The sequence below is a fragment of the Tindallia texcoconensis genome (assembly GCF_055383815.1).
On sequence record NZ_AP042431.1, the window covers coordinates 1,324,514 to 1,340,138 of the forward strand.

General features: G+C 37.3%; 15 protein-coding genes. 4 read left to right on the top strand and 11 right to left on the bottom strand.

The window, feature by feature from the left end:
• Window positions 1-25 precede the first annotated feature (25 nt).
• A complete protein-coding gene (locus ACZ47N_RS06085) occupies window positions 26-1,201 on the bottom strand; it encodes an ABC transporter substrate-binding protein (RefSeq protein WP_464888244.1) in 1,176 nt (391 codons plus the stop codon).
• A gap of 109 nt (window positions 1,202-1,310) precedes the next feature.
• Between ACZ47N_RS06085 and ACZ47N_RS06090 the strand changes: the two genes are divergently transcribed.
• The gene (locus tag ACZ47N_RS06090; protein ID WP_464888245.1) at window positions 1,311-2,006 is read left to right on the top strand and encodes a Crp/Fnr family transcriptional regulator; all 696 of its coding nucleotides are present in this window, start codon (window positions 1,311-1,313) and stop codon (window positions 2,004-2,006) included.
• A 602-nt stretch (window positions 2,007-2,608) separates the two neighbouring features.
• Window positions 2,609-3,610 carry a hypothetical protein gene (locus tag ACZ47N_RS06095; RefSeq protein WP_464888246.1) on the top strand — a complete coding sequence of 334 codons (1,002 nt, stop codon included), beginning with the start codon at window positions 2,609-2,611 and terminating at the stop codon, window positions 3,608-3,610.
• Between the two features lie 504 nt (window positions 3,611-4,114).
• On the opposite strand, the gene ACZ47N_RS06100 is transcribed toward ACZ47N_RS06095, so the two are convergent.
• From ACZ47N_RS06100 to ACZ47N_RS06135, 8 genes are all read right to left on the bottom strand, one after another.
• Window positions 4,115-5,695: a glycine betaine ABC transporter substrate-binding protein gene (locus ACZ47N_RS06100; RefSeq protein WP_464888247.1), complete on the bottom strand. Its 1,581-nt coding sequence runs from the start codon at window positions 5,693-5,695 to the stop codon at window positions 4,115-4,117.
• Between the two features lies 1 nt (window position 5,696).
• Complete coding sequence (locus ACZ47N_RS06105; protein ID WP_464888248.1) at window positions 5,697-6,662, bottom strand: ABC transporter ATP-binding protein; 966 nt, start codon at window positions 6,660-6,662, stop codon at window positions 5,697-5,699.
• Between the two features lie 4 nt (window positions 6,663-6,666).
• Window positions 6,667-7,308: an ABC transporter permease gene (locus ACZ47N_RS06110; RefSeq protein ID WP_464888249.1), complete on the bottom strand. Its 642-nt coding sequence runs from the start codon at window positions 7,306-7,308 to the stop codon at window positions 6,667-6,669.
• Window positions 7,309-7,328: 20 nt separating this feature from the next.
• A complete protein-coding gene (locus ACZ47N_RS06115; RefSeq protein ID WP_464888250.1) occupies window positions 7,329-8,099 on the bottom strand; it encodes a DUF169 domain-containing protein in 771 nt (256 codons plus the stop codon).
• Between the two features lie 30 nt (window positions 8,100-8,129).
• Window positions 8,130-9,158, bottom strand: coding sequence for a uroporphyrinogen decarboxylase family protein (locus ACZ47N_RS06120; protein ID WP_464888251.1), 1,029 nt, complete (start codon window positions 9,156-9,158; stop codon window positions 8,130-8,132).
• Window positions 9,159-9,644: 486 nt separating this feature from the next.
• Window positions 9,645-9,833: a hypothetical protein gene (locus ACZ47N_RS06125; protein ID WP_464888252.1), complete on the bottom strand. Its 189-nt coding sequence runs from the start codon at window positions 9,831-9,833 to the stop codon at window positions 9,645-9,647.
• A gap of 20 nt (window positions 9,834-9,853) precedes the next feature.
• Complete coding sequence (locus ACZ47N_RS06130; RefSeq protein ID WP_464888253.1) at window positions 9,854-10,048, bottom strand: hypothetical protein; 195 nt, start codon at window positions 10,046-10,048, stop codon at window positions 9,854-9,856.
• A gap of 1,222 nt (window positions 10,049-11,270) precedes the next feature.
• Window positions 11,271-11,693, bottom strand: coding sequence for a hypothetical protein (locus ACZ47N_RS06135; protein ID WP_464888254.1), 423 nt, complete (start codon window positions 11,691-11,693; stop codon window positions 11,271-11,273).
• A 289-nt stretch (window positions 11,694-11,982) separates the two neighbouring features.
• Between ACZ47N_RS06135 and ACZ47N_RS06140 the strand changes: the two genes are divergently transcribed.
• Window positions 11,983-12,765 (top strand): transposase, encoded by a 783-nt coding sequence (locus ACZ47N_RS06140; protein ID WP_464888255.1) that lies wholly within the window; start codon window positions 11,983-11,985, stop codon window positions 12,763-12,765.
• A 134-nt stretch (window positions 12,766-12,899) separates the two neighbouring features.
• On the opposite strand, the gene ACZ47N_RS06145 is transcribed toward ACZ47N_RS06140, so the two are convergent.
• Together ACZ47N_RS06145 and ACZ47N_RS06150 are read right to left on the bottom strand one after the other, a co-directional pair.
• Window positions 12,900-13,721, bottom strand: a complete 822-nt coding sequence (locus ACZ47N_RS06145) for a nucleotidyl transferase AbiEii/AbiGii toxin family protein (RefSeq protein ID WP_464888256.1) — start codon at window positions 13,719-13,721, stop codon at window positions 12,900-12,902.
• The gene (locus ACZ47N_RS06150) at window positions 13,718-14,311 is read right to left on the bottom strand and encodes a type IV toxin-antitoxin system AbiEi family antitoxin domain-containing protein (protein WP_464888257.1); all 594 of its coding nucleotides are present in this window, start codon (window positions 14,309-14,311) and stop codon (window positions 13,718-13,720) included. The genes ACZ47N_RS06145 and ACZ47N_RS06150 overlap by 4 nt, the downstream gene beginning before the upstream one ends.
• Before the next feature lie 240 nt (window positions 14,312-14,551).
• Here ACZ47N_RS06150 and ACZ47N_RS06155 point away from each other — a divergent pair, with 240 nt between their 5' ends.
• The gene (locus ACZ47N_RS06155) at window positions 14,552-15,310 is read left to right on the top strand and encodes a transposase (RefSeq protein ID WP_464888258.1); all 759 of its coding nucleotides are present in this window, start codon (window positions 14,552-14,554) and stop codon (window positions 15,308-15,310) included.
• Window positions 15,311-15,625: the final 315 nt, after the last annotated feature.

Consider the following 15,625-nt stretch of genomic DNA (forward strand, 5'->3'; position numbering starts at 1 on the left):
TCTCCCTATCTCTTTGTTACTTGTTTTAATTCTGTCGGCTAAGGCCAGAAGTCCCTTGGGAAGTGGCTTCTACTGGGTTCAGAATCCCGATTGCCTGGTCTTCTGTTAGATCATATTGATGGAATTGCTGATAATAGGATAGGACTTCCTGCTTCATATCATACTGAAAATAATCTGGTTGCTGATGCAAGGCCATCCACTTCATCATAAGAGGCACATCGCCACTTGGTGGATACCAGCGATAAACCCCTACCGGCACCTTGTAGACCCGTCCATTTTTAACGGCATCTATCTGGCTCCAATCCTGTCCTTCTATGTTGTTCTCCAACAGGTCCTGGGGCGTTGTGGAGGTAAAACTACTAATGAAAATAATCTCCGGATTCCATTGATAAATTTGCTCCATATTAACGGCTGCTGTCACATCAATCTCCTTGGCAACGTTGATGCCGCCGGTGCTCTCTATCCATACGTCTCCATAGTGTCCAGCACCAGGCACAATGATTTCCTGACTATCATGCCGGAATAAAAACATACTTTGGGGCCGTTCTGCTTCTGGCAGTTCTCCCACCACAGCTTGAATCTCTTGGGATACTTTTTCTCCATAATCAATCACTGCACCTACCTGATCTTGCTGATTAAAAACTTCTCCCATAATTTCCAGCCAGCTCTGTAAGGTAAGCAATGCATCGCCATCTCCTTGAGTATTGACCCCAATGGCTGTAATGCCGGCTTCTTCCAGTTGCTTTGTCTGATTGGCATAATCCGCCCAATAAAACACCACATCTGGATTAAGTTTCAATAATTCTTCAATATTAATGTCCGTTCCTTCGATAAAGCCGGAGGGAACCTCCAACAGTTCTGGATACATTTCTCCCATAATGGAATTTTCGATGGCGCCTCTGGAACCCGGATGCATACCAGCTACTTTATCAATAGGCTCTCCCGTAATGGCATAGATACTGGGGAACGGCAAGGCTGTCATGACCACCCGCTCAATATCCTCCGGAATTTCTACGGTTCTGCCACTTTGATCCACAATGGTTCTAATGGCCACTATCTCTTGTTCCTCCGTTGCTTCTTCTGAAACCGGCTCCTCCGTAGCACCCGAGGAACCACAACCAGTTCCAAAAACTACCATAAAAGCCATCAAGATTGCTAAAAACCCCTTTGCGAGGCTTTCTCTTCTTCTTTTCTTTCCCATGCTCTCCACTCCTATCTGTTATTGATTATCAATATCATCTGGATTATAATATAGGTGTCCGTTAAAAAACTATCCAATATCGAACAGTTTTCTGTAAAGGGGAATGAACATGAGCAATTGTTTTTGTTTGGATTCCATTAAGAATCAAAAGACATCAGATTTTTGGGATGGAATTCCTGCCCCAGAAGCCCAACTTATTTTAGAAGAAATTTCCTGCGGGGCTAGGGTATATCCCTGTGGATGCTTTATCGAACATGAAGAAACCGAAGACAGTATGCTTTATTTGAAACATGGTCAGGTCACAGCCTTTATTTCCTTAGAAAACGGCAAAAATATTCCCCTCCGATTTATTCAAGCTGGAGAGATGTTTGGCCTGTCTTACCCCTCCCTCCTTACAGGTAGCCTGACTTTTCAAGTAAAGGAAGAAGCCTCTATTTATTTTTTACGCAAATCCTTATTGCTTGAAAAAATATCCCAGCACCCTCAGCTCCTGTCTAATTATTTGTCTTTTGTCAATCAACGAACCGCCTTTCTGTTAAACAAAACCATCTTGTTTAGCATCCAGAGCAATCGCCAACGCATCGCCTGTTTTTTTCTTAATGAGATCCGAAGCCAGAATACCTGCTCTTTCCAGATTAATCTTTCTAAAAGCTGTATGCTCGACTGCCTGGGCATGTCTCGCAGCTCCTTCTACCGAGAGCTTAATGCCTTGCAAAAGACCAAAGCCATTGAGTTGGTAGATAAAAACAAGTATCGCTGTTGCCCCCATCAGTTAGAAGCCATTATGCAAGAAGAAGTGAATTAAAGCCAAAAAGACTAGCATTCCTGATACAAACAGGAAAAACAGTGTCCTTTTTGACACCAGAACCAAGTATTGAATAAAAGATGCACCTAATGGTGGATTTACTGGTATAACTAAGGCATAATAAAAGTAATGGCAATAGATGTAGTTCCAATAAATGTATCCATGACATAAACAATTTACAGGACCAATGGATCGATGTGGATCAAGAAGAAAAAATCATTTGGGACTCCATGATCTGGAGAAGTCATCCTTCCATACGCTGAGGTATTCTTTTGCAACATTTTGAAACCCACTTATCTGGAAGGAAAAACAGACTTGCGGTCCATCCAAGAGCTGTTGGGTCATAAGCATTCTAAAACCACTGAAATTTTCAGGATGTGAGCAATAAAAGCCTTAGCAGAATACAGAGTCCGCTGGATAGGTTGTTGGAAGGGTAGAGCAAATGGGTTTTGGGTTGTTACAGAAAGAAATCGATATTGCCGAACAGAGTTGCACGAATATTTATTGAAATGGGAGAAAAGCGAACTGAGTGAAGGGAATAAGGCGTTAGCGGACAGATAATAAAAAGCTTACATTTACGAGACTACGAAAGGTTGAAAAAGATGAATGAAAAAGAAAAAAAATTAGTGAGTAATTTAAAAAAGTTAAAGGCAGACTATCCAACTTTAGAAAAATATTTAAATTATATAATTGCTATAGTTTTAATGATTCCAATATTAATATGGCTAGTCTATTTAATAGGACACCATAAGACGATTATACCTACGGATATAACTGCTGGAGAATTATTATCCTTTTATGGAACTTTATTGTCATTTCTAGGAATTTTCTGCTTAAGTGCATTGGCTTTATGGCAGAATGAGAAAGCAAACCAAATGAATGAAAGACTAATTAAATTACAATTAGAAGAATATACACCTTATCTAAAGATATTTTCATTTGCAGAAACCATTCCAGACAGCAAAAGATGTCCGGATACATCTCAATCAGTATTAAGTAGGACAAGAGGATATTCTTCAAAAGAAATAACAGAAAAATATCAAAAGGATTTTGAAGAAAAACTAAAGAAATTTACAATCCATAACAATGGTTGTCAGTTTGATGACTCAGAATATAAAGAAGTTCAACTCAATTATATAAAAAATATGAAAAAAGTCCCTAAAACTATAACCGAAAAATATAACGATATATACTGGATAATAGACAGAACCTCAGTTAATCCGCTTAATCAATTTAATTCATTAGAAAGCTTAGAAAAACTAACATATAGATTTGTCTTTAAAAATGAAAGTAACGCTAAAATAAAAAAGATTGTTATAAACGAGGTTCATATGAATAACACAATGTTTAATTGGGTATTTAGGCCAAACAATTCAAAAAACTACATTTCTCAAGTTTTACAAAACAATGAAACAATAAACTTTAATATAAACCTATACTGGGATATCAATGATATCGAACTAAGTTTCTTAATGAATAGCTCTGCTACGAATATCACTATGATGTTCACCATGATAACGATAGGTAATAATGAACAAGTCGAGACTGTAGATGTTAATTTATGGGCTGGGAGTATGTTTGAGTCATCATACCAATTACTTTAATCAAGAATAATTAACTTTAGTTCAAGTCATTAGAGGCTCAGTGGGGACGGGGGCAACTCGTCCTTCGGGTATTGCCTTATGAATCACCACATCCACTTATTAATCAAAGAGGGACGAGAAGAACTGGGCACTGTCTTTCCAAGAATCGGCGCAAAATACGTCTACTGGCATAACCGAAAATACAGCCGAAGAAGGCATTTATTTATTATCAAAACATCGAGCTCTATCCATGGAGCAGATACAAGGAGTACATAAGTGAAACAGACATTTGCGAAACAGCATTTCCCTTAAGTGTTTTTTCGAAGGACAGTGAAAAAGCCAGATCAATATTTAAAAGCTTTCATGCAAAAGAGAATAGTGATCACTGCTTGAACTAGGAAGATTCATTCAGGGTTGTAAAAAATATTAACCGCTTATCTCTGGAAGATAAGCGGTTTTCTTTACCATTATGGGTTATCACTGTTTTTCAGATGGATGAGTGGTAGAACAGTAAATGAATATTATCTATAATAAAGTATGTTCATCTAAAAATTCTTTCGCTGCATCCTCCACACTTATACCTTCAATATCTACTTTTGCATTCAAATTCATTACTGCCTCATTAGTTAATAACTCTGTTAATGTTGCCAGTTCAGAAGAAAGTTCAGGGTACTCTTCAAGGATCTCTGTTCTTACTACCGGGGTTATGTTATATACTGCAAAGGCATTTTTATCGTCTTCTAATGGGATATACCCTTCTCTTTCAATGATGCCGTCTGTAGCAAAACCGGTAGTAACCTGTGCTTCGTCATTTCTTAATGCTTCATAGAATAATCCTAGTTCGATATTCAAGCGATTTTGATTTGGTACAGTAAAGTCGTATGCCTCCATTAGTCTTGGCATCATATCTGGTCTTTCGTAAGACTCTGCAGCCGTAACCAAGGTAATACTATGACCTTCATTATAGGCTCTGGCAAGATCACTAACATTTTTCAAGTCATGTTCCTTGGCAAGCTCCGGTGTAACCACCATAACGTAGGTGTTATTGGCAGGTGAATATGGCAACCATGTTATACCATTTTCTTTATCCCATTCACTTATGAGTTCATAGGCTAAAGCCTCATCAAAAACAGCTTCATGATTCATAAATTGCATTAAGCCGGTACCAGTATACTCAAAGTATAGATCAATTTCTCCTGAAGTTAAAGCGGTTCTAATAATCGCTGTTTCCCCTAAGCCTGTTTGATCAGTAACCTGATAGCCCAATCCTTCTAAATACTGGACCATTACACTCCCTAATACAAGACTTTCGGTAAAGGTTTTTGAACCGATGGTGATTTCTCCTTTGTAATCCCCTTCCGTGGTATTTGAACAACCTACAAATGCCACTAAAACTAACATACTTAACATTATAGCAAATACTCTTTTTTTCACTTGATCTCCTCCATTGTTATTATATTTTTTTGTCTCTCCAAACACTCTGAACATAATTTTATTTTCACAAAGGGTAACAAGATAGATCATACCCAGCGCAATAATGGCAGATAAACCTGCTCCAATAAGTAGATACTCGGGGTATAACATAGCTAAACCACTAGATATTAAAACACCCAGTCCCCCGGCTCCAATAAAACCTGCTAAGGTTGCAATACTAACAACATAGGTTGACGAAGTTTTTATGCCATTAAAGATATAGGGCGTTGAAAGGGGCAACTCCACTTCTAACAGGACTCCCAAAGGCCTCATCCCCATACCTATTGCAGATTCTTTAATCCGAGGATCAATATTTTTGATACCGACAATCGTACCCTTCAGAATTGGAAGAACTGCTTGAAATACCAACACAATCATGGTGGGACGATACCCGAACCCAAGTAATGGTATGGATAATGCCACAAAAGCAAAGCCCGGTATCGTTTGAAGAATAGTTAGCACGTGCAGTATAAGGGCAAAAAAATATCGATTGCCCTTTCGGCTCAACATAATCCCTAAGGGTATCCCTATGATTATTGCAATGGCAAGAGAGGACCATACTAAACCTACATGTATAAGAAAGTGGCGGGGAGCGATTTCCGTTAACGCTCTTAGTAATCTAACACTATCCATATTAAAACTCCTTATTATAATACTTTATAATGTCCAGATAGGAAATTTCCCCTAGAACTTCAGAATGATTGCCCGTAATGGACACTATTGTTTTTGATTGATCCATTAATTGTGCTAAGGCTAAGTATACACTGCTTTTTTTATTAAGCTTTAGCTTATCTGTAGGATCGGCATTCTTAAAGCTTATTGTTGACGGTTCAATTAAGTCACCTAATTTGATGATTTTCAATGCATCGAGTGTCCTTGTCTTGCCCATGTATTCTTTTACGTAATCATTTTTAGGTTTCATGAATGTAGTAATCGAATCATCACATTGGATAATTTTACCCTGATGGAAAACCGCAATTTTATCTCCCAGCTTCATTGCTTCGTCAATATCATGGGTAACAAAACAAATGGTCTTTTGCTCTTTTCTTTGTATCTCTAATAAATCCTCTTGAAGTCTGGCCCTTGCCATAGGATCAACAGCACCAAAAGGTTCGTCCATTAATACAATAGGTGGGTTTGCTGCCAAGGCTCTGGCTACACCAACTCTTTGCATCTGTCCTCCGCTTAGCTGTCTTGGATATTTTTTTCCTTCTGTTTGTGGATCAAGACCAATCATTATAATCAGTTCTTTTACTCTTTTGGCAATCTTTTCTGGACTCCATTTTTTGAGCTTTGGCACAATGGCAATGTTTTCTTCGACGGTTTTATTGGGAAGAAGGCCGATATCCTGTATTACATAGCCAATATTTCTGCGTAGTTCAACGGCATCCAATTCTTTTATGTCCTTACCCTCTATGGTGATCCTTCCACTGTTGGCATCAATCATGCGATTGATTAGTCTGAGGGTTGTGGATTTTCCACAGCCGGAGCTTCCCAAGAAGACCGTAATTTTCCCCTTGTCAATCAACAAATTAAAATTGTTAATAGCAGAGTTCTTTTCAGCACCATAAGTTTTGGTCACATTTTCAAAGCATATCATAGGATTACTCCACCCCCTTGGGCTCATGTCCGCTTAATTTATTTTCTATTAATAAAAATAAATAATCCAGTAGGATTGCAATCACAGAAACTAACAAAGCCCCGGTTAGCACCATATCCATATCGCTTCTTGATAGACCTTGAGAAATCAGTCTTCCTAGGTTTCTTTCTCCGATATAGGTGGCTAACGTTGCAGTACTAATAATCATAATCGATATTAGGCGAAAGCCGGAGAACATTGATGGGACCGCAAGGGGTAGTTCCACTTGGAGCAAGATATCTTTCGAATCCATACCCATACCCTTAACGGCTTCTATTAAAGACCTATCTACATTTACAATCCCGGTGTATACACTTGTTGTCATCGGCATCATCGAATATAGAATAAGAGCAATAATTGCAGATAACCTTCCTAGGCCTAAAAAGGGAATCGTGATCAAAATTGCAAACATGGCAATTGATGGTATGCAATAGAGAATATTGCTTATCATGTTCACGATCGAGGCTATTTTTTCGTTCTTTGCCATTAAAATTCCCAATGGGATCCATAGAATCAAGGAAATAATAATGGCAGAAATCGATAAAGAAAAGTGGTTATACGCATAAACGGAAATACTATCTGAATTTCTTAGGATAAAATCAAACAAAGCCACCCTCCTTATCTACGCTACTTGTAGTAGCTACTATTCATGGTAATACTAAGATCAACATGTTTTTCTTCCAATTTTTTTATAATGTTTTTTTTCTTAGAGTCTGGTTCCGTAGGATTAATGGTCTTCAATATTCCATCGACTACGCTATTCATCTTATGATATGGAATACCGATAGCGAGATCCTCGTCGCTCCATCTTGAAAAGAATCTAGTGCCGGAGCATAGAAGTGATATATTAATATCTTGTTTAGCGTAGGGAAAGGCTGTAACTTCAGAGCATATTCCTTGATTCCCACCTAAACGAATTTCTTTATGGATCCCTTCATTATATGAGTAACCTTGGATTATTCGCATAATCACATAGGAATTGTCTATCATTATTGCAATATCATAGGGTGTATTGGGATAATCCTCTAAAGGGAAAATTTCCACACCATAATTATTTTGATCCAAATACACCGTATCTTCTTGTGCTTTCTTTGCAACTTTTCGATTAGCATATAGTCCTAAGGATTCATAAATTTCACCGGATATAACCTTTTCATTTGCATTTATCATACCCAGAGCCTTCGAAGCACCTTCACAATGAAAATGAGAAAGATTTGCTTTAAAGCGCCTTCCGTATGAACCTAATTTCACCATATAACAGTAAGTAATCTTATGGGTTAACTCCCGACTCTTTGACTGTTCATATTCCTCTTGTCTTTTAAAGATTCTTACCCCCACCACTTTTCTTTTTAGACCGAGCGCATCGGGTAAAACACGAAGTTTTTCCTTCAAATCCATTTTAACAACCTCTTTTACGGAAAATTTTTATTAATACTTACCATGGTCTTCACAAGCTTTGTACATGGCAAATACATTTAAGGGTGGAGTAAGTGGAGGCAAGGTACATGAAGGCATCAAGACAAAGCCACCCTTTCTATGCTTTTGATGTAGGATCAGGTTTTTTGATGCATTGTAGACCTCTTTAGAACTTCCGCTGACGAGGATTTCCGTAGATATATTTCCACCGAGGATATAATCTTCTCCAAATAAGGTAGAAGCCCTTTGAAAATCAATTTTCTCATCAAGACTAACAAAGGTTTTGCTAGGGAAGTTCATCTCTTTATAATATTCAAGTTTATCATTTTGTCCGCCACATAAATGAAAAGAGTAATTACTTACCCCTTTTTTCTCGAAATGTTGATAAATCTCGTAAACAAAGGGTAATACTTGTTTTTCTAACTGTTTAAAGGATATTAATGATTCTAATGGAGTATTGAGTACCGCTGAGCATTTCTTAGCTCCGAACCTTTCGATGGTAAGATCCCCTAATGTCTTTATAAAGTCCGTAGCAATTCTTAAGATTTGTTCTAGTTTTTGGGTGTTCTTTCGAAATAAGCGAAGAAGTAAAGATGCTTCACATATATTTCCGGCAACTTCTAGCGGAGATCCCATGCTAATAGGAATCGTTAAATCATTAACATCCAAAAACTCAAGAAACTCAAATTTCTGTAGAATCATCGGGTCCTTTCTAAGATCTGGAAGAATTATTTTATCTATGTCCTCTTGTTTTTTCACAAAGGGTCGTAGTTTGGGGATACCGATATAGGGATCATCGACAAAAGTAATTTCTCCCTTAAATACACTCCCTATATAACCAGGAAAATCAAAGGAAGGTTGGCTATCACAATGAAACAAGGCTAGGGTTTGTTTTTGTACTTCATAGGATAATTTCTGATTTAAGTAGAAATCTCGAGATTTAATGCCTGCCATTATTCCGCTATAGATTGTTCCGTTAGAAAAAAATGGAACTCTGTCAATACTTTTTCCCTCATATAAGTTTTTTATTCTTTCATTCATTAATGATCATTCCCCAACTGAAAAGGCCTAATTTACACGCAAATATTATAGTATCATGTTTGTTTTCAAAATTATAATTAAACATTTCTATGGAAACACAAGGTTGTATAGATATTAACTATAATCACTTTTTCTGATAAGAGCCACGAAGATAGAAAGAGGCTCAGTGAGGACGAGGCTCAGTGGGGACGGGGCTCAGTGGGGACGGGGGCAACTCGTCCTTCTAGAAAAATGTAGCATTCTATACTTTTATGAACTATAAATTCCTAAAAAGTAGTTTTACAGCATAATAAAACCCCTTGGATTCAATCCAAGGGGTTTCTAGTTAACAGAATTTTCATTGTGTTGAGTTGAACTTGACTTGATGGATTGCTTACGAGAACAAAGTAAATCATCTAATTACTCATAATAGATCTTATAATATTCATTAGGATTCCAGTTAAAAAACCTAATATAAATATATACCTGCCCTTTAACATAATTGTATCACTCACCTTCACTATGAATTTCTGGATCTAAAGACCAAGGTGTTGATGGATCTAACATCCAATCTGGTAGTGTTACTTCTGATCGATATTGCATACCTACAATGTAATCAGCTGCGTCTGAAGCCCAATCTTCTTTAGGTTGTCCTGTTACTTCTACTATCACTCCATCAATTACTGTTGTGGCCATGTCTCCGAGATAAGCTCCTCCTACAAAATAGCTACTGCTTTAATAACACCAATAGAATTTGGCTGTATATCACTTGTGGTTTCAACCACTTTTTCAGATTTAACAGTTTCTACCTTAGTTGCAGTATTTGCACTAACAACACTAACGGAAGCTACCAACATGCTTACCACCACAGTAGAGACCACTATTTTTTTAAAGTTCTTTTGAACATTCATTGATACATTTCCCGCTCTGTTATTTTTCCATAGTATTTTATATATAAACCTCTCTGAATTAGAGGCCTCTAATTAACTATATTATAGCGTGGTAGAAATCATTCAACAATAATATGAAGCTTTTTTGCCAAATTCCTGACTTATCCAACCAGTATATGTATGTTAATTACCTAAACATAATTGAAGATACTGAATATAAGACGCTCAGTGGTACGAGACACTCAGTGGGACGGGGGGCAACTCGTCCTTCGGGTATTGACTTATGAATAACCACATCCACTTATTAATCAAAGAGGGACGAGAGGAACTGGGCACTGTCTTTCCAAGAATCGGCGCAAAATACGTCTACTGACATAACCGGAAACACAGCCGAAGAAGGCATTTGTTTATTATCAAAACATCGAGTCCTATCCATGGAGCAGCTCTAAGGAATACATACGTGAAAAAGACATTTGCGAAACAGCGTTTCCCTTAAGTGTTTTTTCGAAGGACAGCAACAAGCCAGATCAATATTTAAAAGCTTTTATACAAAAGAGAATAGTGATCACTGCTTGGACTATGAAGATTCATTCAGGGTTAATGACCTGGAAACGGCAGAAATAATCAAATAAACAGCAAGCATTGACAACACCAGTAAAGTTCAAAACTTCGATAAGGACAATAGAAACAAACTAATAAAGAATTTCAACAAACAGGCTCTCCATAAGACAGATAGAAAGATTGACGGGAGTCAGGTTTGGTGTGATAAGAAAGCTATGAACATGCACAAAAGAACCGTCTCTTCATGTTTTAAACAAGCTCTCAGTTAAAATTTCTACGGAATATGAAGGAGTAATTGAAAAAGAAGCTTTAAGGGTTTCAGAACTGACTGGACAGGACGAAGGAAAGTAAAAAGAAAGAAAAGCAAAATTGTCGGTAAAAAGGTAAGTTTCGTCATACAAGGCAAAATACTCCTCTGTGACCCTTTGATTTTCATGAGGGAACTGAACATCGGAGGGGTCTATCTTTTTAAACAAAAACCCATGTTATTCGGCAATGATTTCGCTGATTTATTTTGCGTATTATTCATTCTTGGTAAACGATCTGTTATTACGTTGTTATACTGTAAATTTTTTAAGTTGTTTATTTTTCTGTATACTTCCCTTGTATTTCACCTAAGCTAGCTTCTGTTCCCATTGTAAAATCTCTCAACCAACTTCCACCATCAACCATTAAAAGTTCTTTATTTCTTTGGTTTTTTTAGAGTAATTACTCCAAAACCACTCAAAAATATAAAAGCGATTTGACCAAGCGCCATCGCCCATCCATCCCATCGGATTATGATCGCTATCGACACGATAATTGCTACTATTAGTCCGTAGCGATCTATCCATGACGACCATTTCAACACTTCTGTATTTTCTTCTGATTTTTCACTTGCTTCTTTAACATTATCTTCTTTAACATTATCTTCTTTGTTCTCCTTTTCGACGAAAAAAAATGAAAATAAACGATCTCTCAGTTTTTCAATTACTTCCATCGAAATTAAGTATGGAATGAGTGGAACAAGCAGTAACATAATAAAAAATCCTATAGGAATAAACAAAAGAAGTGGCGGTAAAAATAAAACCGCTAACAAAATGTACAGTCTTACATGTTTAGTCACGCTATCACCTCCAATATCTGATTTCCTCTGTTTTGGTATAGATTATGTTTGTGGCTTTGATTCTTGTTTTCCAATAAATCTAAATACATATAAATAAAGACCTATCCACAAAGATGCTGTGACTAGAAACGAAAATAAAGTAAGCGTACAATAGAACCCACCTACCTACACACAAGGGGACGGTTCTATTGTGTTTGCTTGCCCTTTGATTCATCTACACACAAGGGGACGGTTCTATTGTGTTTGCTTGCCCTTTGATTCATGCTAAGATGAACAAGAGGTGATCATTTTGCCAAGAAGAGAGCGAAAGAAAAGCCGTACAGGAATATACCATGTCATGTTAAGAGGAATCAACGGCCAAATTATTTTTGAAGATCATGAAGATTTCACAAAACTGTTGGAAACCATAAAAGAGTACAGAGAAGTAAGTGGTTACGAAATCTACGGCTACTGCCTTATGAGGAATCACATCCATTTATTAATAAAAGAGGGACGAGAAGAACTGGGCACTATCTTTAGAAGAACCGGCGCAAAATACGTCTACTGGTACAACTGGAAATACAGCCGAAGAGGGCACTTGTTTCAGGACCAGTATAAAAGCGAAGTGATCGAAGAAGACGGCTATTTATTGACCGTGCTGCGGTACATCCACCAAAATCCCCTTAAAGCAGGGATTGAAAAAAACATCGAAAAATATCCATGGAGCAGCTACCAGGAGTACATAAGAGAAAAAGACATTTGTGAAATAGAATGGCCACTAAGCATTTTCGCCAAGGACAGCAAAAAGGCTGTGTCATCATTCAGAAGCTTTCATGCAAAAGGGAATCATGACCGCTGCATGGACTACGAAGAATCCTTTAGAGTTAATGACCTGGAAGCGGCAGAAATAATAAAAAAGACAGCAAACATTGACAACACCAGCAAAGTTCAAATCTTCGATAAGGACAATAGAAACAAACTAATAAAGGATTTCAAAAAAGGGGCTCTCCATAAGACAGATAGAAAGATTGACGGGAATCAGTTTTGGTGTGATAAGAAAGCTACGAACATGCACAAAAGAACCGTCTCGTAGCGTCGTAGCGCTTTAATAAAAAAAGCCTTCTCAGCTTTTAACTTGATTTTAGAAGACGAATTGTTTTACAAATATACTTACATCTATCTCGTTATAAGTATATTTGTACCAATGTTGTATTCAGATAACATTGTTTAAACCAGTGCTCTGAAAGCATCTATGATACTACTGTACTCGATATCTTCGGCATACCTATAATCCTTAGTATACTTGATCCATCTTTTTTTTAGGATTTCACTGTTTTCAATTTCATCGATTCTTTTACTAGTATCATTTAAAATATGAGAAGTTTCTCTATGAGCTGCTGTTGATTTAAGGGCCTCTTTAAAAACTAAAAGATCAAAACTCTGAGTTCTTGTCAAAATATAAACATCATAAAAATCTCTTGGTCTTGTATTCAACTCTCCCCTTCTCAAAATGGTTTCTATTTTTTCTGCTAAGACAGTTTCGATGTTGTATGCCCACACGCCAATACTTCCTTCTTCAAAAATCATTTTGAATAGATATAAGACTTCTTTAGGTGTAATGACATCACCAGTTGTAATATCTATCTGCATTGGTGTAATAATGGTATCGTATTCTGAAACAATACCCACTCGATAACCGCCATAGGCATCATCATCTCTAATGGCATCAACACTATTAAATGTAAAAGTTACTTCATCATCTATTGAAATATTACAGATTTCTTTAATTGCTTTGCTAATGGAATCGTTATCGATTGGATAGTGCTTGATTGTTGCATCCATGTCCATAGTCGCTCTATTGTCTATTCCCACAAGAGCTGCAATCAATATGCCACCTTTTAGAATAAACTTATCCCTATAAGCCGACTTGGAAAGACGCTCAAGAAATCGTTCAAACATATAGTTTTGAAGCACTACTTGAGCTGACATATCTTTTTTTCTGGCTAGATTTCTGATTTTTGCTTTTAAGCTCATCGCTTTTTCACTCACAGTATCACCTCCAAATAATTTTTAAGTACCGTTTCTATGTTGAGTTTTTTCGCATAATCCATTAATAATGAATAGTCAGACGATTTTATTTTAACGTACCGTCTCAATGCTTCATTTAGGATTTGAATATCTACTCTGCTTCTGCTTTTAATAATGTCACAAATCGTTCTTTCAATGTTATAAACTCTAACCTGATTACCGAATGAGCTTTTAAGTGATATAACGCCAAGTTCATGTAATTCTTTTTTAACATAGTATATTTTAAATCTATCTGCAACATTTGAAACAACCTTATACCCACTAGGAACCGTAGCCGAATACTCGAATGGTGTTCGATCTGATAGATCATGCATATAAAGTGCTGTCTCATGGGAGTAAATTAATTGCGAATATTTTTTCTGCATAGCAAACATTTCATCCTCAATAGCATCAACCGCTACATATACGCCACGATCACACCTTTCTAGCCTACCTCCATTAATCAATCTTTGAAGATATTTTCGTGGTATCCCATATCTATCAAGATCTGCACTTAAAATTGTACCATTTTGCTTTTTAATTAATTTTTCTATTTTTTCTAGGTAATTCATGCCTATCACCCCCCCCTGGTACAGGTATACTCATATTGTACGCTGATTAAGTATATTTGTAAACAAGACTTTACTCCAAAGGACGCCAAGACACAAAGGGACGGTTCTTTTGCAAGACACAAAGGGACGGTTCTTTTGTGTTGTCTCAATTTCTGTTTCATGCAAGACACAAAGGGACGGTTCTTTTGTGTTGTCTCAATTTCTGTTTCATGCTAAAATGAACAGGAGAGAGGTGATCATGTGCCGAGAAGAGAACGAAAGAGAAGTCGCACAGGAATATACCATGTCATGTTAAGAGGAATCAACGGCCAAATTATTTTTGAAGATCATGAAGATTTCACAAAACTGTTGGAAACCATAAAAGAGTACAGAGAAGTAAGTGGTTACGAAATCTACGGCTACTGCCTTATGAAGAACCACATCCATTTATTAATAAAAGAGGGGCATGAAGATCTGGGCACAGTTTTTCGAAGAATCGGAGCGAAATATGTCTACTGGTACAACTGGAAATATAGCCGAAGAGGCCACTTATTTCAAGATCGGTACAAGAGTGAAGTCGTCGAAGACGATGGGTATTTATTAACCGTGCTGCGGTACATCCATCAAAATCCCCTTAAAGCAGGGATTGAAAAAAACATCGAAAAATATCCATGGAGCAGCTACCAGGAGTACATAAGAGAAAAAGACATTTGTGAAACAGAATGGCCACTAAGCATTTTCGCCAAGGACAGCAAAAAGGCTGTGTCATCATTCAAAAGCTTTCATGCAAAAGAGAATCATGACCGCTGCATGGACTACGAAGAATCCTTTAGAGTTAATGACCTGGAGGCGGCAGAAATAATAAAAAAGACAGCAAACATTGACAACACCAGCAAAGTTCAAAACTTCGATAAGGACAATAGAAACAAACTAATAAAAGATTTCAAAAAAAAGGGGCTATCCATAAGACAGCTAGAAAGATTGACGGGAGTCAGTTTTGGTGTGATAAGAAAACTATGAACACGCACAAAAGAACCGTCCCCTCGTGTCTCTAAAGAACCGTCCCCTCGTGTCTCTGTTTACATACTACGCTAAATGCATCAGTAACCTAACGTAATTAAAAGACAGGAGCTCATCGGGTCAGTTCGGGACGGAGGAAACTCATCCTTCATTTAGCCGGAGGCTCAGTGTTCAAGCAAGAACATATCCCCGGGCTATATAACAATCGACTGTTTTTTGCTCTGTACTTTCCTCAGGGAATGGGAGATAGATCAGTGGGGACGGGAGCAACTCGTCCTTCGGGTATTGCCTTATGAATCACCTCATCCACTTATT

Bases quoted from the DNA above. Each gene is read 5' to 3' on its own strand.
- ACZ47N_RS06115 (WP_464888250.1), bottom strand. From the start codon at position 8,099: ATGGATTTGAAGGAAAAACTTCGTGTTTTACCCGATGCGCTCGGTCTA.
- ACZ47N_RS06125 (WP_464888252.1), bottom strand. From the start codon at position 9,833: ATGGCCACAACAGTAATTGATGGAGTGATAGTAGAAGTAACAGGACAA.
- ACZ47N_RS06130 (WP_464888253.1), bottom strand. From the start codon at position 10,048: ATGAATGTTCAAAAGAACTTTAAAAAAATAGTGGTCTCTACTGTGGTG.
- ACZ47N_RS06095 (WP_464888246.1), top strand. From the start codon at position 2,609: ATGAATGAAAAAGAAAAAAAATTAGTGAGTAATTTAAAAAAGTTAAAG.
- ACZ47N_RS06100 (WP_464888247.1), bottom strand. From the start codon at position 5,695: ATGGATAGTGTTAGATTACTAAGAGCGTTAACGGAAATCGCTCCCCGC.
- ACZ47N_RS06150 (WP_464888257.1), bottom strand. From the start codon at position 14,311: ATGAATTACCTAGAAAAAATAGAAAAATTAATTAAAAAGCAAAATGGT.
- ACZ47N_RS06120 (WP_464888251.1), bottom strand. From the start codon at position 9,158: ATGAATGAAAGAATAAAAAACTTATATGAGGGAAAAAGTATTGACAGA.
- ACZ47N_RS06105 (WP_464888248.1), bottom strand. From the start codon at position 6,662: ATGATATGCTTTGAAAATGTGACCAAAACTTATGGTGCTGAAAAGAAC.
- ACZ47N_RS06085 (WP_464888244.1), bottom strand. From the start codon at position 1,201: ATGGGAAAGAAAAGAAGAAGAGAAAGCCTCGCAAAGGGGTTTTTAGCA.
- ACZ47N_RS06090 (WP_464888245.1), top strand. From the start codon at position 1,311: ATGAGCAATTGTTTTTGTTTGGATTCCATTAAGAATCAAAAGACATCA.